We start from the raw sequence: 19,548 nt of genomic DNA, 5'->3' as shown, positions 1-19,548 counted from the left end.
AACCGGTTCAAACGGTGCTTCGGTGTCGTTCGTGATGCCGGGCGACTCTTGCGCGATTGCCGCACGAGGGCTTGCACCATTCCTGGCGGGGGTGCTCCTTGAGGAAGTAGCGGACACAGCGCGGCGCGTGGCAGGCGCGCAGTCGCTGCCGGTCGGGGCCGGTGAGGAAGGCGATGGCGGCCTGGGCGAGGGTCGCCGTGAGGTCTTCGGCGCCGTCGGCCGCATGACGGCGCACGACGGGTTCGGCACCGTCGTCCCAGTGCAGGACCGGCACGGTAGGGGTGCGCGCGGCCGCGTCATTGAGGCGGGCGAGGGCGTCGGGCACGGGCAGGAGGCGGGTGGCGTCGGCGGGACTGGGCTCGGCGGGTCGTACGGCACGGGCGAAGAGGGCGCGGACGGCTGCCCGCAGCTCTCGTACGGCGGCGAGGTCGCCCTCGCCGGCGACCCACCGGTGGGCGTCAGGCACGGTCTCCGGGTGGTCGCGGACCCAGGCGGTGAGCCCGGCGGCGTCGCTCAGGTCGTCGGCGACGCCGCCGTGGCCGTCATGGCGGACGGTGAGGGCGAGGTCGAGGCAGAGGCGGGCTTCTGGAGCGAGCGGGTCCGGCATGCCCTAATGATAGGCCTGGGCCCATCCATTACATCTGCCCATCCATTAGATCCTGCCCACCCATGAGAATCTGCCGTCCCATGAGAACCTGCCGTCCCGTGAGGACCCGCGGAGGCACGCTGCCTCCGCGGCGCGGAGCGGCGAGGAACGGCGCGGAGCGGCGAGGAACGGCGAGGAACGGCGCCTCTAGCCTTCCCCCGGCTCCGGCGGTACGACGGCGACCGGGCTCGCCGCGTGCAGGAGGACCGCCTGGGCGACCGAGCCGAGCATGCGGGCCGGTGCGAGCAGGCGGCGGCGGTGGCGGCCGACCACGACCAGTTCGGCGTCCCTGGAGGCGGCGACCAGCAGGCCGGCCGCGTCGCCCGGCAGCGCGAAGGCGTCGGCGCGCACGTCGGGGTGTTTCTTGCGGTGCGGGGCGAGGAAGCCCTCGGCGAGCGTCCAGGTCTCGTTCTCGACGGCCCCCTGGTCGATCATCTCGGGGGCGAGTTCGGCGGGGACCGCCCAGGAGCGCACCGGCCAGGCGTAGGCGGCGACGACCTGGAGGCGGGCGCCGCGCAGCGCGGCCTCGGTGAAGGCGAAGGACAGGGTCGCCTCGTCGGGGGCGTCCACCTTAAGACCGACGACCACGCGCGGTCCCGGTTCGACGGGCGCGTCCCCGTGGACCTGGCGTCCGGGCCGCGGCACCACGACGACCGGGCACTCGGCGTCGCGGGCGGCGGCCATGCCGTTGGAACCGAGCAGCAGGCCGGCGAAGCCGCCCCGGCCACGGGAGCCGAGGACCAGCAACCGCGCGGTGGCGCCCAGCCCCGGCAGCACGGCACCCGGCGCGCCGTCGAGGCCGACGTACTCGATCCCGGGCGGGTGGGTCCGGTCCTCCAGCCGGTCCCGCGCCTGGGCGAGCACCGGGTCCTCGCCCGCCTGAGGCGGTCCGGCGACCAGGACGTCGGGCTGCGCCCAGGGGGCGTACTGCCGCACATGGACCAGCCGCAGCGGGGCCGCGCGTTCGCGGGCGGCGTCGAGGGCCCAGTCCAGGGCGCGCATACTGTCGTCCGAACCGTCGACCGCCGCGACGACGGGCAGGCTGTTCATGGGGTCCTCACCTCCGGATCACGGCCTTCCCTCCCGGGTCGGCCCCGCTCGGGCGCCGGCGCCGGGAAGTGTTCAAGGCCGAGTGTCCGGGAAACGGGCGGCGGACACCGCCCGACCGGCACGCACCCCGCGGCTCAGGTGAGGTCGAATTCGCCCTCCCTCGCGCCCGACACGAACGCGCCCCACTCCGCCGGTGTGAAGATCAGGGAAGGGCTTTCCGGGCGGCCGCTGTTGCGCATCGCGATGAATCCCTCGACAAAGGCGATCTGGACATCCCCCAGGCCACGGCTGCTGGAGTGCCAGTCGGCGTTGCTGAGGTCCAGCTCCGGCTTGTCCCAGCCCGCGAGCGGGTGCTGCTGGATGGTGGTGCTCTCGGCCACGTCGGTGCTCCTCCCGATTCGTCGTCCGCGGCCAGCCTAGCGATCGGCCTCTGATGCCAACAGGCCACGTGAGGGGGACCTTTGGCGAGACGCTCAGGAGGTGGGGGGTTCGCTGCCCACGAGCCACATGGAGAAGAACTGCGAACCGCCTCCGTAGGCGTGCCCGAGAACCCGGCGCGCGCCCTCCACCTGGTGTTCTCCGGCCTGCCCGCGCACCTGCAGGGCCGCCTCGGCGAAACGGATCATGCCGGAGGCGCCGATCGGGTTGGTCGACAGCACCCCGCCCGACATGTTCACGGGAAGATCGCCGTCCAGTTCCGTCACCCCCGACTCGGTGAGCTTCCAGCCCTCGCCCTCGTCGGCGAAGCCGAGGTTCTCCAGCCACATGGGCTCGTACCAGGAGAACGGCACGTAGATCTCGGCGGCGTCGATCTCGCGGCGCGGGTCGGCGATGCCGGCCTGCCGGTACACGTCGGCGGCGCAGTCCTTGCCGGCCTGCGGGGAGACGAAGTCCTTCCCGGCGAAGAGGGTCGGCTCGCTGCGCATCGCCCCGCCCAGCATCCAGGCCGGCGGCCGCGGCGCCCGGGCCGCGCCCGCCCGGTCGGTCAGCACCATCGCGCAGGCGCCGTCGGAGGACGGGCAGGTCTCGGAGTACCGGATCGGGTCCCACAGCATGGGTGAGGCCTGGACCTTCTCCAGGGTGATGTCGTGCTCGTGCAGATGCGCGTAACGGTTCTTCAGCGCGTTGCGCCGGTCCTTGTACGCCACCAGCGAGCCGACCGTGTCGGGGGCGCCGCTGCGGCGCATATACGCGCGCACGTGCGGGGCGAAGAAGCCGCCCGCCCCCGCGAGCAGGGGCTGCTGGAAGGGGATCGGCAGGGACAGCCCCCACATGGCGTTGGACTCGGACTGCTTCTCGAACGCCAGCGTCAGTACGGTGCCGTGGACGCGGGCCGCGACCAGGTTGGCGGCGACGAGCGCGGTGGAGCCGCCGACCGAGCCGGCGGTGTGCACGCGCAGCATGGGCTTGCCGACCGCTCCGAGCGCGTCGGCGAGGTACAGCTCGGGCATCATGACGCCCTCGAAGAAGTCGGGCGCCTTGCCGATGACGACGGCGTCGATGTCGGCCCAGGTGAGTTCGGCGTCGTCGAGGGCCCGCCGGGCCGCCTCGCGGACGAGTCCCGCGATCGACACGTCCCGCCGGGCGGCCACGTGCTTGGTCTGGCCGATCCCTGTGACGGCCACGGGCTCCTTGCTCATCGCGGATCCCCTTCGAGTACGGCGACCAGGTTCTGTTGCAGACACGGGCCGGACGTGGCGTGGGCGAGCGCCCGGTCGGACTCGCCCCGGTGGACGGCGGCGGCGGCCTCCCCGACGCGGATCAGCCCGGCGGCCATGATCGGGTTGGCGGCGAGGGCGCCGCCGGACGGGTTGACGCGCACGGTCGCGTCCAGCCGGAGCGCCTTGCGCAGCACGACCTCCTGGGAGGTGAACGGCGCGTGCAGCTCGGCGGTGTCGACGGGCCGTTCGAAGGCTCCTGCCTTCTCGGCTGCCAGCCGGGCGGAGGGCGAGTCGGTCAGGTCGCGCACCCCCAGGCTGTGGGCCTCCGTGCGGTGGTCGATGCCGCGGATCCAGGCGGGCCGTTCGCACAGCTCGCGGGCCCGCTCGCCGGCGGCGAGGATCACCGCGGCGGCGCCGTCGCCGATGGGCGGGCAGTCCCCGGTGCGCAGGGGCCGTACGAGGTAGTCGCCCTGCGGGACCGAACCCCTCAGCTGGGCGTGGGAGTTGGCGGTGGCGTCGGCGCGGCTGCGGGCGGCGACGGCGGCGAGCGCGGGCTCGTCGGTCTCCCCGGCGTCGATCAGGGCCTGCGCCTGGAGGGCGGCCAGGGCGACCGAGTCGGGCCACAGCGGCGCCACGTAGTACGGGTCGAGCTGCCGGGTCAGGACGTCGCGCACGGAGCCCGGTGAGGACTTGCCGTAGGAGTAGACGAGTGCGGTGTCGGCTTCCCCCGTCAGCAGCTTGGTCCAGGCCTCGTACAGGGCCCAGGCGCCGTCCATCTCGACGTGCGACTCGGAGATCGGGGGCCAGGCGCCGACGCCGTCGAGGGCGAGGGTGAAGGAGAAGGCACGGCCGGCCAGGTAGTCGCTGGAGCCGGAGCAGGTGAAGCCGATGTCGGCGGTCTTGAGGCCGGTCTGATCGAGCACGCCGTGCAGGACCGGCATGAGCATCTCGACCTCGGAGAGCTCGTCGGTGGTGCGCCGGTGGTCGGTCTGGGCGAAGGCGACCAGTGCTATGTCACGTGTCACAGCAGCTCCTTGTAGGCGTCGTACTCCGCGTCGGGCTCACCGGTCGGCCGGTAGTGGTCCGGGTAGCGGGCCCCCTCGGTCCACACCGCCTCCACGCGCAGGCCCATGCGCACCTGGTCGTAGGGGATGCCGCCGATGCGTCCGTGCAGCGCGAGGTCGGCGCCGTCGAGGGCGATGTGGGCGTAGACGTACGGCACTTCGATGTCGAGGTTCTTGGCCTTGATGTTGACGATGCAGAAGGTGGTGACCGTGCCGCGGGGTCCCACTTCGACCTGTTCCGAGGTGGCGACACCGCAGGTGGGGCAGGCGCCTCTCGGCGGGACGTACACCTTGCGGCAGGTGGGGCAGCGTTCGCCGACGGTGCGGCGGTCGGCGAGGGCGTGGATGTACGCCGACTGGGCGCGGCCCGGCGAGTAGGTGTAGTCGAGGCGGGCGGGGGCGACGATGCCGGTGACGGGTTCGTCGAACTCCCCCGCGTGGACGGTGACTTCGGTGTCGTCACCGGCGTACGGCTCGAAGCAGGCGATGTCGGTGATGGCGCCGGAGCGCTCCTCGGCCCAGCGGACGCGGACCCTCATGCCCGTGCGCACGGCGTCGGGACCGGGGGCGTCCAGGGCGTGCAGCAGGGCGGTGTCGGCGCCGTCGAGGCGGACCAGGACCCAGGCGAAGGGGGTGTCGAGGGGCTGGCCGCGGCGGGGTTCGTGGTTCCAGGCCCAGGTGGTGACCGTGCCGGTGGCGGCCACGGCGACGAGGTCGCGGATCTCCTCGGCGGTCACGGGGTCGTACTCGACGGGCGGGACCAGGGTGCGGCCGTCGACGGTCCTCACACCGAGCACGACGCGCTCGCGCAGGCCGGTCAGGAAGGCGCTCTGGACGGGGCCGAGGGAGCGGGTGAAGGGGAACTCGACGGCGAGGGGTGCTTTGAGGACTTCGGGCATGCCCGGTCTCCTTCGGGTCAGGCGCGCTTGTAGACGGGCGGCCGCTTCTCCGCGAAGGCGCGGGCGCCTTCCTTGGCGTCGGCGGTGTCGAAGATCGGCCAGCCGCGCTTGAGTTCGGAGGCGAGGCCGTCCGTCTCCGACATCTCGGCGGTCTCGTAGACCGAGGCCTTGATCGCCTCGACCGCCAACGGGCCGCAGGCGTTGACCTGTTCGGCGATCTCCAGGGCCTTGGCGAGCGCCGTGCCGTCGGGGACGACATGGCCGATCAGGCCGATGCCGGCGGCCTCCCGGGCGGTGTAGGGGCGCCCGGTGAGCAGCATCTCCAGGGCGTGGGTGCGCGGGATCTGGCGCTGCAGCCGGACGGTCGAGCCGCCGATGGGGAACAGCCCGCGCCTGACCTCGTAGAGTCCGAAGGTCGCCGATTCGCCCGCGACCCGGATGTCGGTGCCCTGCAGGATCTCGGTGCCGCCCGCCACACAGTGGCCCTCCACGGCGGCGATCACCGGTTTGCGGGGGCGGTGGTGGCGCAGCAGCGCCTTCCAGTGCAGGTCCGGATCGGCCTTGAGGCGGCCGCGGTACTGCTCGCCCTGCGTGCCCTGCCCGGCCAGGGCCTTGAGGTCCATGCCGGCGCAGAACGACCCGCCCGCACCGGTCAGCACGATCGACCGGACGCCGTCGTCCTCGTCGGCCTCCACCCAGCCGTCGTACAGGCCGACCAGCATCGGCAGCGAGAGCGCGTTCTTGGCGTCGGGCCTGTTGAGCGTGAGCACCAGCGTGGCGCCTTCGCGCCGGACGGTGAGGTGTTCCGTCCCACCCATGACCATCTCCCCTCTCCGGGAACGAGAACAGGTTGCAGGAGCGCGGGAGGCACTTCAAGAGTTTTCTGACAGGTAGTCAGATTTCTTCGCGCGAACCCTTCACAGTTGCCGCGCCCTTTGCTCTGATGACCGGCGAACCGACGGATGCGCCTTTCTTCGTCACGGCTGCACGGGGTCAGGAGGAACGGTGGAGTACAACCTTGCGGACCTGTTCGAGTCGGTCGTCGACGTGGTGCCCGACCGCGAGGCCCTGGTGTACATCGACCATCCGGGGACGGGGGCGGAACGCCGGCTGACGTACGCGGAACTGGACGCGGCGGCGAACCGAGTCGGCCACCACCTGATCGAGGCGGGTATCCGGCCCGGTGAGCATCTCGGGCTGCATCTCTACAACGGCATCGAGTACCTGCAGACGGTGTTCGGCTGCCTGAAGGCGCGGATCGTGCCGGTCAACGTCAACTACCGTTACGTCGAGGACGAGTTGGTGTACCTGTACCGGGACGCCGATCTGACGGCCCTGGTCTTCGACGCGGAGTTCGACGCACGGGTGGCCGCGGCGCTGCCGCAGTGTCCGAGGCTGCGGCATCTGGTGCGGGTGGGCGGCGGGGACGAGGGGGTCTCGGCCGCGGTGCCGTTCACCGAGGCCGAGGCGGCGGGCTCGCCGGAGCGCGGCTTCCCGGCGCGCTCGGGCGACGACCAGTTCATCATCTACACCGGCGGCACCACCGGCATGCCCAAGGGGGTGATGTGGCGTCAGGAGGACCTGTTCTTCTCCGGACTGGGCGGCGGGGCGCCGACCGGTGAGCCGGTGCGGAAGCCCGAGGAGCTCGCCGAGCGGGTCGCGGCCGGGGGCAGCGGGATCACCTTCTTCCCCACTCCCCCGCTGATGCACGGCACCTCGACCCTCACCTCGCTCATCGGCTTCAACTTCGGCCAACGGGTCGTGATCCACCGCAAGTTCGTGCCCGAGGAGGTGCTGCGGACGGTGGAGAAGGAGAAGGTCACCAGCATCTCGCTGGTCGGTGACGCGATGCTGCGGCCGCTGGTCGACGCGCTGGCCGGACCCATGAAGGGAACGGACTGCTCGTCGGTGTTCAGCGTGTCCTCGTCCGGGGCGGTGCTGTCGGAGACGGTCCGCAGGCAGTTCCAGGAACTGCTTCCCAACGCCGTGCTGCTGAACAACTACGGCTCCTCCGAATCCGGCTTCAACGGCACGGCGACGGCCGACTCGGGGGCCGGGCAGAGCTTCCGCATCCGCGTCAACTCCCGTACCCAGGTGGTCGATCCGGCCACCCATGAGCCGGTCGCGGCGGGTGAGGTGGGCCGGGTCGCGCAGTGCGGCCACGTGCCGCTCGGCTACTACAACGACCCGGGGAAGACCGCCGAGACCTTCTTCGACAAGGACGGTGAGCGCTGGGTGCTGCTCGGGGACATGGCGACGGTGGACGAGGAGGGCGTGGTCACCGTCCTCGGCCGCGGTTCGCAGTGCATCAACACCGGCGGCGAGAAGGTGTACCCCGAGGAGGTCGAGCAGGCGCTGAAGTCCCATCCCGACGTGTACGACGCGCTGGTGGCCGGAGTGCCGGACGCGAAGTGGGGCAACCACGTCGCGGCGGTGGTGCAGTTGCGCGAGGGGGCGGCGCGGCCGTCCCTGGAGGACGTCCAGACGTACTGCCGCACCCATCTCGCCGGCTACAAGATTCCCCGGCAGCTGGTGATCACGGAGGCGATACGGCGGTCGCCGAGCGGCAAGGCGGACTACCGGTGGGCCCGGGACGTGGCGGAGGCCGCCGACCGGTAGGCGCGGGGGCGGGCGTAGTCTTTGCCCGCGGTTGACCTGCGTGCCTGAACGGAGGGTGACGGCGGGCCGTACGCGAGGTAGGCGGCCCCGACCTGCGGGCCCGGTCCGCCGTACCAGCACCGGGAAACCGCACGGAAGGACCTACGGGTGTCGCACCTCACGCCCCCTCGCCAGCTGCCGGACACGGACGCGGACGGGAGCCCGGACCCCGACGTGACGGCGACGGACGAAGCCCGAAGGGACACCGAGCCGGCCGAGAAGCCGACGCCGAAGACGCCTGCCGCCGCGGAACCCACCCCTGAGGGCGCCGCCCGCGACGAAGCCGAGCCCGACGCGCGGGAGACCGCGATCCTCGACGAAGCCACCCCTGACGCGCAGGGCACCGCAACTCTCGACGAAGCCGAGCCCGACGCCCAGGCGGCTTCCCCCGATTCCCCAGTCTCCCCCGCCCGTCCCGGCTGGTTCGGCTGGCGTCGGCGCTTTCCGCGCACCGCGCGGGGCGTGTGGCTGGGCACGACCGTGCTGGCCGCCGTGCTGGTGTTCGTCGTCCTGCTCGTGCCCAACCGCCTGGACTACATCACCGTCCAGTCGTTCCTCCGCCTCCCCGTCGAGGGGATCTTCCTCGCGGCCGTCCTGCTCGCACTGCCCTCGCGGGCACGGCGGATCACGGCCGCCGCCCTCGGCGTGCTCCTCGGGCTGTCCGCCGTTCTGAAGTGCCTCGACATGGGCTTCCGCCAGACCCTGGCCAGGCCGTTCGACCTGGTCTTCGACTGGGTCCTGCTCAGCGACGCCGCGGACTTCCTGAAGGACTCCCTCGGCCGCACCGGCGAGATCCTCGCGGTCATCGCGGTGATCGCCCTGGTCGTCGCCGTGCTCGTGCTGAGTGCGCTCGCGACGGTACGGCTGGCGAACGTACTGGCCCGCCACCGCCCCGTGGCCGTGCGTTCCACCCTGGTCCTCGGTGTCGTGTGGATCATCTGCTTCACCCTGGGCGTGCAGTTCGGCGGCGTCACGGTGGCCACCAAGGGCTACGCCCAGTACCTGTCGAACCGTGTGCAGTACGTACGCGACGGCCTCGGGGACGCCGAGGTCTTCAAGAAGCAGCTCACCGTCGACGCCTACGCCAAGACCCCGTCCGACCAGCTGCTGACCGGGCTGCGCGGCAAGGACGTCATGCTCACCTTCATCGAGAGCTACGGCCGCGTGGCCATCGACGATCCGACGATGGGACCGGAGGTCGACGCGACGCTCAAGGCGGGTGACGCCCGCCTGAAGGCGGCGGGCTTCTCCGCGCGCAGCGGCTGGCTCAGGTCGCCCGTGACGGGTGCCGGCAGCTGGCTCGCCCACTCCACGTTCCTGTCGGGCCTGTGGGTCAAGAACCAGCAGCGCTACCGGACCCTGACCACCAGCGACCGCGCCACCCTGACCAGCTACTTCCAGAAGACCGGCGCCTGGCGGACCGTCGGCATCGTCCCCGGCGTCCGCAAGGCCTGGCCCGAGGGCAAGTACTTCGGCCTCGACCACATCTACGACTCCACCCACCTCGGCTACCAGGGCCCCTACTTCAGCTGGACGCCGGTGCCGGACCAGTTCAGCCTGGAGGCCTTCCAGAAGCTGGAGCACGGCAAGAAGAACCGCGACCCGATCATGGCGGAGATCATCCTGGCCTCCAGCCACAACCCCTGGTCGCCCATCGCCCACATGATCGACTGGAAGGACCTGGGGAACGGCAAGGTCTTCTACAAGATCAAGAAGGAGGGCACGAACCCCACGGAGGTCTGGAAGAGCGCCAAGCGCGTGCGGACCGAGTACCGCAAGGCCATCCAGTACTCCCTGGACAGCCTGACCCAGTGGATCCAGCGGTACGGCGACGACAAGACCGTCCTCGTCTTCCTCGGCGACCACCAGCCCGTCCCGACGGTCACCGGGGGCACCAGCAACAGGGACGTGCCGGTCACCGTCGTCGCCCGGGACCCGAAGGTGCTGCAGCGCATCTCCGACTGGGGCTGGACGGAGGGCATCAAGCCCGCCGACAACGCGCCGGAGTGGACCATGAACAAGTTCCGGGACCGCTTCATGACGGCGTACGGGCCGCAGGGCGGGTGATCCGGTCCGCCGGGGAGGTCCCCCGGCCGGGGGACCTTCGGACGGCGTAGCAAGACGCGCCGAGGGCCCGGGCCCGTCCCTAGGGTCGCAGTGACGGTGGATCGGATTCACCGTCACTGGAAGGGACCCGCCATGAACATGTGCACTCGCACCCTGAGCACGGCCGCGCTGGCACTCCTCGCGACCGTCGGGCCCGCGGCCGCCGTGGCCCACGCGCAGAACGACCTGAACTGTTCCGACTTCGCGTTCCAGGAGGACGCGCAGGCCGTGTTCAACAGCGATCCGAGCGACCCCAACCGCCTGGACGCGGACAACGACGGCATCGCCTGCGAGGACCTGCCGCACCGGGCCACGGCCACGGCCACCGCTGCCGCCACCGCCGTACCGCGGCGGGGTGTCAACGCGGGGCTCGGCGGCAGCACGGGGCCCGCCGACTTCGAGGTGGTCGGCGGAGTGGGACTCGCCGTCCTCGGCGTGGGCCTGGCGACCGGTCACCTGGTGCTGCGCCGGCGCCGCAGGGCCGCACCGGGTCGCAGGCGCTGAGACCGCCCGGTGGGTCACCGGTCAAGGAACGCGGCCACATGCCGCGCGAACCACTCCCCGTCGTCCATCCACGGGTAGTGTCCGGCACCGGGCTGGACGGCGAACTCGGCGTTCGGGAAGGCGTCGGCGGCGGCGCGCGCGAGGTCGGGGGACGGTCCTCCGTCGAGGCCGCCGCCGAGGACGAGCACCGGTGCGGTGACCTCGGCGAGGGCGGCACGGGTGGCGGGCGGGTCGAAGGCGCCGTCGGAGCCGTAGATGTCGTGGGCCTCGTCGTTGAACTCCGCGTCGGACCGCGCCATGTGATCGGCGGCGGCCCGGTCCCAGCGGCCGTAGAAGAACGGCGCGCACGCGGGGTCGAAGTCGGACTTCCCGGCCAGCCAGTCCTCGAAGGCGGGGAACGCCTCCGCGAACCAGGGCTCACCACTGCGTGCGCGGGCCGCCGCCAGCCGCTGCTCCGGGGTCGCCCGCAGGCCCAGCGCCCACGGGATCGCGGTCACCAGCACCAGCCGGGACACCCGCATCGGGTGGCGGGCGGCATAGAGCATGGCGAGGCTGCCGCCGGCCGAGTGCGCCAGCACGTCCATGCGTTCCAGCCCGAGGTGGACGCGCAACGCCTCCACGTCGTCCACGAGCCGGTCGCAGCGGTACGTCGCCGGGTCCGCCGGCACCGCGGAGTCGCCGGTGCCGCGCAGGTCCAGCAGGATCAGCCGCCGGTGCGCGGTGAGTCCGCCCAGGTCACCGAGGTAGGAGGACGCCTGCATGGGCCCGCCGGGCAGCACGACCAGCGGGGCGCCCTCCCCCCGCGGGTGACAGGCCAGCTCGGTTCCGTCCGGAGCGGTGAAGACAGGCATGCCGCCGATCTTCACGGAGGGTCCCCGCGGGTCGCAACGGGTTTCCTCGTCTCCCGGGGCGGCGGTCCCGGTGAGAAAAATCCGGGTGGAACCCTTGCCTGCCTGCGGGTCGCCTGAATTACTTGATCCCGAAGAGCTCGACCGAATGATCGGTCGTCCGAATTGGCGCGGTCGGTGAGGGAGAAGCCCCCATGGCGGATGGTGCGGAGCTGCTGGACAGCGGGGAACGGCTCGACGCGCAGGCACTGCGGGCCCTGCAACTGGAGCGGTTGCGGGCCTCGCTGCGGCACGCCTACGAACACGTGCCGTTCTACCGCGAGGCCTTCACCAAGGCCGGGGTGCGGCCGGAGGACTGCGCGTCCCTGTCCGACCTCGCGCGTTTCCCCTTCACCACCAAGGCCGACCTGCGCGAGAACTACCCGTACGGGATGTTCGCCGTGCCGCAGGACCGCATCCGCCGCATCCACGCCTCCAGCGGCACCACGGGACGGCCCACGGTCGTGGGCTACACCGACGGCGACCTCTCCCTGTGGGCCGACATGGTGGCCCGCTCGCTCCGGGCGGCCGGCGCCAGGCCCGGCGACAAGGTCCATGTGGCCTATGGATACGGGCTGTTCACAGGAGGCCTCGGCGCGCACTACGGCGCCGAGCGGCTCGGCTGTACGGTCATCCCGGCCTCCGGTGGCATGACGGCCCGTCAGGTCCAGCTGATCCAGGATCTCGAGCCGCAGATCATCATGGTGACGCCGTCGTACATGCTCACCCTGCTCGACGAGTTCGAGCGGCAGGGCGTCGACCCGCGCGGCACGTCACTGCGGGTCGGCGTGTTCGGCGCCGAGCCGTGGACGGAGGAGATGCGGCGGGAGATCGAGGAGCGGTTCGCGATCGACGCCGTCGACATATACGGGCTGTCGGAGGTGATCGGCCCGGGGGTGGCGCAGGAGTGCGTGGAGACCAAGGACGGGCTGCACATCTGGGAGGACCACTTCTATCCGGAGGTCGTCGATCCCATCACGGGTGAGGTGCTGCCGGACGGCGAGGAGGGCGAGCTGGTGTTCACCTCGCTGACCAAGGAAGCCATGCCGGTCGTGCGGTACCGCACGCGCGACCTGACGCGGCTGCTGCCGGGGACGGCGCGGGTGTTCCGGCGGATGGAGAAGGTCACCGGGCGCAGCGACGACATGGTGATCCTGCGTGGGGTGAACCTCTTCCCGACACAGATCGAGGAGATCGTGCTGCGGACGCCGGGCGTGGCGCCCCACTTCCAGCTGAAGCTGACCCGCGAGGGCCGGCTGGACGCCCTCACCGTGCGGGCCGAGGCCCGTGCCGACGCGGGTGCGGAGGCGCGGGAGGCCGCCGCGTCGGCGATCGCGGCGGCCGTCAAGGACGGCATCGGCGTCTCGGTCGCCGTCGAGATCGTCGAACCGGAGTCCCTGGAGCGCTCGGTGGGCAAGATCCGCCGCATCGTGGACCTGCGCCCGCGCGCCTGAGGCCTGCGGTCAGGCGCTCTGCGCCGTGGTCGTGGCGAGGGAGGGGGACGTGGGGCGGGTGATGCCGGAGAGGTCGCGGAAGACCACGCTGTTGCGGTCGGTGACCGAGCGGCCCAGCGCGTGGTGCGGCCAGAGCCCGCCGGCCATCCGGCGGCTGCGCTCGCCCCACTCCAGCGCCTCCGCGCCGCGCGCCTTGAAGAAGTTCAGGGCGTAGCCGCCGGTGTGGATCCGGAGCAGGCTGAAACCGCCGGGGTACTCCTTGGCGGCGCCGACCTCCTGCAGGGCGACGTGCGGGGCCTGCGGTACGAGGGTGCGCTTGTTGCGGTGGGTGTGGCCCGCGTGGTGGAGGAAGACGCCGGGGGTGGTGGCGTAGGCGTCGATGATCGAGCGGGCCTGGCGGCGGCCGAGGCGCTGGCCCGCGCTGACGGGGAAGAGCGAGTCCCGCACGGTCAGCGGATGATGGCCGAAGACCACGGTGGGCTGTTCCCGGTTCTCGCGCAGCCGGTTGCGGAACCAGGCCAGCTGCTCGGGGCCGAGCCCGCCGGAGTCGGCGCCGTTGCCCCGCTTCTCGTAGGTGTCCAGGCCGATGATCCGCAGCCCGCCCAGCTCCCGGGCGAAGTAGCCGGGCTCGTCCGCCCGGCCGAACCCACGGCGGAAGCCGTCGCCGTCGACGTCCTCCGAGCCGGGCCGGTCGTGGTTGCCGCGGACGACGAAGTAGTCGCGGTCATGGGTGCCGAAGCCGTCCAGGATGCCCCTGGCGCGAGCCAGGTCGGCCGGCCCGCCACCGGCCGATATGTCGCCCGCGGCCAGCAGCAGGTCCGCTCCGCGCCGCAGGGCCTCCTCGACCAGGGCCCGGGTCATGATCTCCGGATACGGCGGCAGACCGGGCTCCTGCGACACCCCGCGCAGCAGGGGGAAGCCGGTCACCAGGCCGGCGACGGTCTCACCGAGGTGCAGGTCGTTGCAGAGGGCGAGGGACATCAGATGCCGGCCGGGCGGGGGCTGCGGCGTGGTGAAGGCGTAGGGCCCGCCCAGCGAGCCCAGGCCGTGCCGGGAGGTGCCCGCGGCGTTGCCGCGCACCAGGTGCAGGGTGGTGGGCCGGGCGGCCACGCCCCGGGAGCGGGCCTGGTAGTAGTACGTCTGCCCCGGCTCCAGGCCGGTGAGCTCCACGTGGTGGTGGGCGGTGAGCCGGTTCTCGCCCGCGGTGCGGTTGAGGTGGGCCGGGTGGGTGCCGTACACGACCTCGCCCTCCGTGAGGGCGGGCAGCATGCGGCCGAAGCCGTCGTCGGTGCCGGGGACCCCGGTGTACCAGGTGATGACGGCGCTGTCCTCGGTCAGGGTGACCAGTTCCAGGTGGACGGCCGCGATCTGGTGCGGGTGCGGAAGGCGTGAACGAGCGGCGGAGGCGGCCCTGAGCAGGGCCGGAGCGAGCAAGGCTCCCGAACGCAGCACCTCACAGGGGCCGGGGACACCGGCGAGGGCGGCGAGAGGAGCGGAGAAGCAGCATCGCATGCCTGGTTTGTGCCCTCCTGCCGTATACAAGACTCATGGTAGCCATGGCAATACCAGGTACGGCGGGAGACTGCCTGTGCATCGCGTCACGTGCCGAAGCGGTCCCGCAGCTGCCGTTTGAGGATCTTTCCGCTGGCGTTGCGCGGCAGTTCCGTCACGAACACCACCCGCTTCGGCGCCTTGAAGGCGGAGAGTTTCTCGCGGGCGTGCTCGATGAGTTCGGCCTCGGTGACTTCCCCGCGGGGGACGACGACCGCCGTGACGGCCTCGACCCACCGCTCGTCGGGCAGCCCGACCACGGCCACCTCGGCGACGGCGTCGTGCGTGTACAGGGCGTCCTCGACCTGGCGTGAGGCGACCAGTACGCCACCGGAGTTGATGACGTCCTTCACCCGGTCGACGATCGTGTAGTAGCCGTGCGCGTCACGCACCGCGAGGTCGCCGGAGTGGAACCAGCCGTCGCGGAAGGCCTCGGCGGTCTCCTCGGGTTTGTCCCAGTAGCCCTCGCACAACTGCGGGGAGCGGTAGACGATTTCGCCGGGGGTGCCGTCGGGGACGTCCTTGCCGTCCTCGTCGACCACGCGGGCGTCGACGAAGAGGACGGGCCGGCCGCAGGAGTCCATGCGGCCCTTGTGCTCGTCGGGTGCCAGGACGGTGGCGAGGGGGCCGATCTCGCTCTGGCCGAAGCAGTTGTAGAAGGCGAGCTTCGGCAGCCGCTCGCGCAGTCGCTCCAGGACCGGCACCGGCATGATCGAGGCGCCGTAGTACGCCTTGCGCAGCCCGTCGAGGTCGCGGGTGGCGAAGTCGGGGCGGTTTGCCAGACCGATCCACACGGTCGGCGGGGCGAACAGGCTGTCCACGCGGTCGGCCTCGATCAGGTCGAAGAGCCGGTCGCCGTCGGGGGCGTCGAGGATGATGTTCGTTGCGCCGACCGCGAGGTAGGGCAGCAGGAACACGTGCATCTGCGCCGAGTGGTACAGCGGCAGGGAGTGCGCGGGGCGGTCGCCGGCGCTGAGGTCGAGGGCGGTGATCGCGCTCAGGTACTCGTGGACCAGGGCGCGGTGGGTCATCATCGCGCCCTTGGGCAGGGCCGTGGTGCCCGAGGTGTACAGCAGTTGCACGAGGTCCTCGGTGCGCGGCTCCGGGCCGTCGTACGCCGGGGCGGTCGCCAGCCGGGCCAGCAGGGAGTCCTCGGCGTCACGCAGCGGCAGCGTCCTCGTGCCGTCGGCGAGCCGCGGCGCCAGGTCGGGGTCGGCGAGGACCAGCGAGCTGCCGGACTGGCCGACGATGTAGGCGAGGTCGTCGCCGGTCAGGTTCTGGTTGACCGGCACGTGCACGAGTCCGGCGCGGGCACAGGCCAGGAAGCCGATCAGGTAGGCGTCGGAGTTGTGGCCGTAGGCGCCGACCCGGTCGCCGGGGGCGAGGCCCTGGCCGAGGAGGACGCTCGCCGCGCGGGAGACGGCCTCGTCGAGTTCCTGGTACGTCCACCTGCGGTCGCCGTACTCGACCGCGACCCGCGCCGGGGTGCGCCGGGCGCTGCGCCGCAGCACCCCGTCAACCGTGCTGCCCTGTCCCTGCGTCATGACTCATGATCCTCGGTCCGTGGCCGGGGCCGGTCAAGCACCCGGGCGGGTCACAGCCGCAGGTATGTTCAACCACCGCTCCTCTCAAGGATGTTGGGAGACACCATTGCGCACCCGTGGAAGACGGCTGATCGTCGGGGCCGTCGCGTTACTCACCGCCGCGACCGCGTTGCCGGCCGCCGCGGCCGAACGTCCGAGCCGCCAGGAACATCCCTCGCACGGCGGGCTGTCCGCCGTCATCCGCTACACCGAGTACGGAATCCCGCACATCGTCGCCAAGGACTACCCGGACCTGGGCTTCGGCACCGGCTGGGCGCAGGCCGCCGACCAGGTGTGTCTGCTCGCCGACGGCTTCACCACCGTGCGGGGCGAGCGCTCGCGCTACTTCGGCGCCGACGCGACGACCGACCGCTCGCTGTCGTCGGCGTCCACCAATCTCGCCAGTGACCTGTACTTCCGTGGCATACGGCGGTCCGGCACGGTGGAGAGGCTGCTCGCCGCGCGGGCACCGCTGGGCCCCAGCGAGGACGTGAAGGACCTGATGCGGGGTTTCGCCGCCGGCTACAACGCGTGGCTGGCGCGGAACCGGGTCACCGACCCCGCGTGCGAGGGCGCCGCCTGGCTGCGGCCCGTCACCGCGACCGACGTGGCCGTCCGGTTCTACGCCCTGTCCGTGCTGGCCGGCCAGGGCGGCGCCGTGGACGAGATCACCGGCGCCCAGCCGCCCTCCGGGACCGCGGCCACGGCACGGCCGGCCGACGCCGAGGCGCTGGTCGGGCTGGTGCGGGACCGGTCGGCGGACATGGGGTCGAACGCGGTCGCCTTCAGCGGCGCGACCACCGCGAACGGCCGGGGTCTGCTGCTGGGCAACCCGCACTATCCGTGGCAGGGCGGACGCCGGTTCTGGCAGTCGCAGCAGACCATCCCGGGCCGGCTGGACGTCGCCGGCGGCTCGCTGCTGGGCTCCCCGACCGTCTCCATCGGCTACAACTCCCACGTGGCGTGGTCCCACACCGTCGCGACCGGCGTCCCCTTCAACCTGACCCGGCTGACCCTCGACCCGGCCGACCCCACCGTCTACCTGGTGGACGGCAAACGCGAGCGGATGACGAAGCGGACCGTGACCGTGGCGGTCAGGGGCGGCGCGCCGGTGACCCGCAGCCAGTGGTGGACGCGTTACGGTCCGGTCGTCGCCGATCCCCAGGGCGATCCGCCGCTGCCCTGGACCGCCACGACGGCGTACGCGCTCAACGACCCGAACGCCGCCAACTTCCGCTTCCCCGACACCTCGCTCGGCTTCGCCCGGGCGCGCTCCACCGCCGGCGTCCTCGCCTCCCTGAAGCAGCACCAGGGTCTGCCGTGGGTGAACACCGTCGCCGCGGACTCCGCCGGGCACTCCCTCTACACCCAGTCGCAGGTGCTGCCCCGGATCACCGACGACCTCGCGGCCCGGTGCTCCACCGACCTCGGCAGGATCACCTACCCGCAGGCGGGCCTCGCGGTGCTCGACGGCTCCCGCGGCGACTGCGCGATCGGCAGTGACGCCGACGCCGTGCAGCCCGGGATCTTCGGTCCCGCCCGCATGCCCACGCTCAAGGACGCGCCGTACGCCGAGAACTCCAACAACAGCCCCTGGCTGGCCGACGCGGACCGGCCGCTGACCGGATACGAGCGGATCTTCGGGGACACCGGGACCGAGCGTTCGCTGCGGACCAGGGGCGCAATCGAGGACGTCGCGGCGATGGCGAAGCGGGGCGGGCTGACCGTCCGGGACCTGCAGCGGCAGCAGTTCGCCAACCGGGTGCCGGCGGGCGATCTGGCCGCCGCGGACGCGGCGAAGGCGTGTGCCGCGCTGCCCGGTGGCACGGCGACGGCCGGCGACGGCACGGCGGTCGACGTCTCCGCCGCCTGTCCCGTGCTCGCGGCCTGGGGGCGGACCATGGACACCGGCAGCCGGGGGGCGCTGCTCTTCGACCGTTTCTGGCGGAAGCTGACGGCCGCGGTGCCGCCCGGGCGGCTCTGGAAGGTGCCGTTCTCGGCGGCGGACCCGGTCCGCACACCGAACACGCTGAACACCGCCGCGCCGGGCTTCGCCACGGCCCTCGCCGACGCGGTGGCGGAACTGCGCCGCACGAACACCGCGTTGGACGCCCGGCTCGGCGACCACCAGTACGTGGTCCGCGGTGGTGAGCGCATCGCCGTACCGGGCGGCTCGAGCCGGCTCGGTGTGTGGAACGTGATCGAGCCGACGTGGGACGCCGCGAGCGGGGCCTACACCGAGGTGCCGTTCGGGTCCAGTCACATCCAGGCGGTCGGCTGGGACGGCGGTGGCTGCCCGGTGGCCCGCACCCTGCTGACGTACTCGCAGTCGTCGAACCCGAACTCGCCCCACTACAGCGACCAGACGCGGCTGTTGTCCGGTGAGAGGTGGGTGACGGCCAGGTTCTGCGAGAAGGACGTCCTGGCCTCGCCCGCGCTGCGGGTGGTCCGGGTCGGCGAGCACGGCTGAGCGCGGCACGGTCCCTGCCCCGCGCGGTGCGCGCGGGACAGGGGCCGCTCCGGCTCAGCCGCCGCTCGGGGACGTCAGCGGGCGGCCGGTGAAGGCGTCCAGGAGGATGCGGTCGCCCAACGGCCGCTTCAGAGTCACCGTCTTGGGCACGCCGAGCATCTCGCTGGTGCAGACACCGCCCTTGTGCCCGGTGATCGAAGCGGACAGCACCACGCTGTCGTCGGTCTCGAGCACACCGACGGCGGGGCCCTCGTCGCAGGCGCCGCGCTGGGCGAGCACGGTGAGGGACCGGCCGTCGCGGGAGACGTCCACCAGCCGTGCCAGCGGCCACAGTTCGTCGCTCGGAGCCTTCGCGGCCGGCCGGATCGGCGGGGCGGGCGGGCGCGAGGGACCGAGGGCCACCCGCTTCAGCGGGGTGTCGTAGCCCTCGATCGTGAACAGCCAGGCCGGGACGGTCGCCGGGCCGCGGCTGGTGAGCAGGGTGGTCTCGCCGAGCCGGGCGTCCGTCACGGTGAGATGCGGTCCGTCGTTGCCGCCGCGGGCCACGGAGTCGTACGCCTCGCGTGCGCCCGTCAGGGGCAGGGTGAGCGAGCCGCCGTGGGACCACTTCACCCGGCCGGTGCGGGCCGGGGCGGCGGGCAGGGCGGTGTCCAGGACGAAGTTCTCCGTGGCGTAGGCGCGTTTGTCGGCGTCGGTGTGGAAGGCGCCGTCGGGCAGTTGGACCACGTCGTCCAGGGGGTGGTAGCCCTTCGTCCACGCCCGGGCGGCCCGGGAGCCGTGCCAGGCCTCGGCGACGGCGCGGGCACGGGCCTGGGAGGTCCCCTCCGGGCGGGAGCCGCCGCCCGCGGCCTGCTCGCCACCGCAGCCTCCTACCGCGAGCAGGGCGAGTACGGACAGCGGCATGGCCGCGCGTGCGGTGTGCCTGCGCATGGGGTCCCCCTGGGCCGACGGTGACGGTGACGAACACGGTGCCGTCCCTGTGACGCACGGACGGCGCGCAGCGTTCGATCCGTCC

The 19,548-nt window shown here is 72.3% G+C and carries 16 protein-coding genes; 5 read left to right on the top strand and 11 right to left on the bottom strand.

The annotated features are described in order from the left end of the window. Positions 1 to 7: 7 nt before the first annotated feature. From ACQF4J_RS41715 to ACQF4J_RS41685, 7 genes are all read right to left on the bottom strand, one after another. Positions 8 to 607, bottom strand: coding sequence for a CGNR zinc finger domain-containing protein (locus ACQF4J_RS41715; protein ID WP_427168127.1), 600 nt, complete (start codon positions 605 to 607; stop codon positions 8 to 10). A gap of 186 nt (positions 608 to 793) precedes the next feature. Beyond that, on the bottom strand, positions 794 to 1,696 hold the full coding sequence (locus tag ACQF4J_RS41710; RefSeq protein WP_427168126.1) for a universal stress protein: 903 nt from the start codon (positions 1,694 to 1,696) through the stop codon (positions 794 to 796). Between the two features lie 134 nt (positions 1,697 to 1,830). Beyond that, positions 1,831 to 2,076, bottom strand: a complete 246-nt coding sequence (locus tag ACQF4J_RS41705) for a DUF397 domain-containing protein (protein WP_351566813.1) — start codon at positions 2,074 to 2,076, stop codon at positions 1,831 to 1,833. Between the two features lie 93 nt (positions 2,077 to 2,169). Beyond that, positions 2,170 to 3,336 (bottom strand): thiolase domain-containing protein, encoded by a 1,167-nt coding sequence (locus ACQF4J_RS41700; RefSeq protein WP_351566816.1) that lies wholly within the window; start codon positions 3,334 to 3,336, stop codon positions 2,170 to 2,172. After that, complete coding sequence (locus ACQF4J_RS41695; RefSeq protein WP_427168125.1) at positions 3,333 to 4,382, bottom strand: thiolase domain-containing protein; 1,050 nt, start codon at positions 4,380 to 4,382, stop codon at positions 3,333 to 3,335. The genes ACQF4J_RS41700 and ACQF4J_RS41695 overlap by 4 nt, the downstream gene beginning before the upstream one ends. Next, positions 4,379 to 5,320 (bottom strand): Zn-ribbon domain-containing OB-fold protein, encoded by a 942-nt coding sequence (locus tag ACQF4J_RS41690; RefSeq protein ID WP_427168124.1) that lies wholly within the window; start codon positions 5,318 to 5,320, stop codon positions 4,379 to 4,381. Before ACQF4J_RS41690 ends, ACQF4J_RS41695 begins: the two co-directional genes overlap by 4 nt. A 17-nt stretch (positions 5,321 to 5,337) precedes the next feature. Next, positions 5,338 to 6,138 (bottom strand): crotonase/enoyl-CoA hydratase family protein, encoded by an 801-nt coding sequence (locus tag ACQF4J_RS41685; protein WP_427168122.1) that lies wholly within the window; start codon positions 6,136 to 6,138, stop codon positions 5,338 to 5,340. A 187-nt stretch (positions 6,139 to 6,325) separates the two neighbouring features. Here ACQF4J_RS41685 and ACQF4J_RS41680 point away from each other — a divergent pair, with 187 nt between their 5' ends. From ACQF4J_RS41680 to ACQF4J_RS41670, 3 genes are all read left to right on the top strand, one after another. After that, on the top strand, positions 6,326 to 7,939 hold the full coding sequence (locus ACQF4J_RS41680) for an acyl-CoA synthetase (RefSeq protein WP_351566834.1): 1,614 nt from the start codon (positions 6,326 to 6,328) through the stop codon (positions 7,937 to 7,939). A gap of 147 nt (positions 7,940 to 8,086) precedes the next feature. Continuing rightward, on the top strand, positions 8,087 to 10,045 hold the full coding sequence (locus tag ACQF4J_RS41675; RefSeq protein WP_351566837.1) for a sulfatase: 1,959 nt from the start codon (positions 8,087 to 8,089) through the stop codon (positions 10,043 to 10,045). A gap of 132 nt (positions 10,046 to 10,177) precedes the next feature. Further along, positions 10,178 to 10,588 (top strand): excalibur calcium-binding domain-containing protein, encoded by a 411-nt coding sequence (locus ACQF4J_RS41670; protein WP_351804244.1) that lies wholly within the window; start codon positions 10,178 to 10,180, stop codon positions 10,586 to 10,588. A 14-nt stretch (positions 10,589 to 10,602) separates the two neighbouring features. On the opposite strand, the gene ACQF4J_RS41665 is transcribed toward ACQF4J_RS41670, so the two are convergent. After that, entirely contained in the window at positions 10,603 to 11,439 is an 837-nt protein-coding gene (locus ACQF4J_RS41665) for an alpha/beta fold hydrolase (protein ID WP_351566843.1), read from the bottom strand. A gap of 191 nt (positions 11,440 to 11,630) precedes the next feature. Here ACQF4J_RS41665 and paaK point away from each other — a divergent pair, with 191 nt between their 5' ends. Continuing rightward, positions 11,631 to 12,929, top strand: a complete 1,299-nt coding sequence (gene paaK / locus ACQF4J_RS41660; RefSeq protein ID WP_351804240.1) for a phenylacetate--CoA ligase PaaK — start codon at positions 11,631 to 11,633, stop codon at positions 12,927 to 12,929. Between the two features lie 9 nt (positions 12,930 to 12,938). Here paaK and ACQF4J_RS41655 read toward each other — a convergent pair whose 3' ends face one another. Together ACQF4J_RS41655 and ACQF4J_RS41650 are read right to left on the bottom strand one after the other, a co-directional pair. After that, entirely contained in the window at positions 12,939 to 14,441 is a 1,503-nt protein-coding gene (locus ACQF4J_RS41655; RefSeq protein ID WP_427168121.1) for a metallophosphoesterase, read from the bottom strand. 86 nt (positions 14,442 to 14,527) lie between these two features. Beyond that, positions 14,528 to 16,024, bottom strand: coding sequence for an acyl-CoA synthetase (locus ACQF4J_RS41650; protein ID WP_351804236.1), 1,497 nt, complete (start codon positions 16,022 to 16,024; stop codon positions 14,528 to 14,530). Between the two features lie 106 nt (positions 16,025 to 16,130). Here ACQF4J_RS41650 and ACQF4J_RS41645 point away from each other — a divergent pair, with 106 nt between their 5' ends. Continuing rightward, a complete protein-coding gene (locus ACQF4J_RS41645; RefSeq protein ID WP_427168120.1) occupies positions 16,131 to 18,533 on the top strand; it encodes a penicillin acylase family protein in 2,403 nt (800 codons plus the stop codon). Between the two features lie 54 nt (positions 18,534 to 18,587). On the opposite strand, the gene ACQF4J_RS41640 is transcribed toward ACQF4J_RS41645, so the two are convergent. After that, complete coding sequence (locus ACQF4J_RS41640; RefSeq protein ID WP_427168119.1) at positions 18,588 to 19,463, bottom strand: hypothetical protein; 876 nt, start codon at positions 19,461 to 19,463, stop codon at positions 18,588 to 18,590. Positions 19,464 to 19,548: the final 85 nt, after the last annotated feature.

Origin of the sequence: Streptomyces sp. C1-1 (assembly GCF_050214755.1) — a bacterium.
Lineage (GTDB): Bacteria > Actinomycetota > Actinomycetes > Streptomycetales > Streptomycetaceae > Streptomyces.
This window is presented reverse-complemented; position numbering and strand designations above follow the sequence as displayed.

Excerpts from the sequence above, each read along its gene's own strand:
- ACQF4J_RS41715 (WP_427168127.1), bottom strand. The coding sequence starts at position 607 with ATGCCGGACCCGCTCGCTCCAGAAGCCCGCCTCTGCCTCGACCTCGCC.
- ACQF4J_RS41710 (WP_427168126.1), bottom strand. The coding sequence starts at position 1,696 with ATGAACAGCCTGCCCGTCGTCGCGGCGGTCGACGGTTCGGACGACAGT.
- ACQF4J_RS41700 (WP_351566816.1), bottom strand. The coding sequence starts at position 3,336 with ATGAGCAAGGAGCCCGTGGCCGTCACAGGGATCGGCCAGACCAAGCAC.
- ACQF4J_RS41690 (WP_427168124.1), bottom strand. The coding sequence starts at position 5,320 with ATGCCCGAAGTCCTCAAAGCACCCCTCGCCGTCGAGTTCCCCTTCACC.
- ACQF4J_RS41685 (WP_427168122.1), bottom strand. The coding sequence starts at position 6,138 with ATGGGTGGGACGGAACACCTCACCGTCCGGCGCGAAGGCGCCACGCTG.
- ACQF4J_RS41670 (WP_351804244.1), top strand. The coding sequence starts at position 10,178 with ATGAACATGTGCACTCGCACCCTGAGCACGGCCGCGCTGGCACTCCTC.
- ACQF4J_RS41665 (WP_351566843.1), bottom strand. The coding sequence starts at position 11,439 with ATGCCTGTCTTCACCGCTCCGGACGGAACCGAGCTGGCCTGTCACCCG.
- paaK (WP_351804240.1), top strand. The coding sequence starts at position 11,631 with ATGGCGGATGGTGCGGAGCTGCTGGACAGCGGGGAACGGCTCGACGCG.
- ACQF4J_RS41655 (WP_427168121.1), bottom strand. The coding sequence starts at position 14,441 with ATGCGATGCTGCTTCTCCGCTCCTCTCGCCGCCCTCGCCGGTGTCCCC.
- ACQF4J_RS41650 (WP_351804236.1), bottom strand. The coding sequence starts at position 16,024 with ATGACGCAGGGACAGGGCAGCACGGTTGACGGGGTGCTGCGGCGCAGC.
- ACQF4J_RS41640 (WP_427168119.1), bottom strand. The coding sequence starts at position 19,463 with ATGCGCAGGCACACCGCACGCGCGGCCATGCCGCTGTCCGTACTCGCC.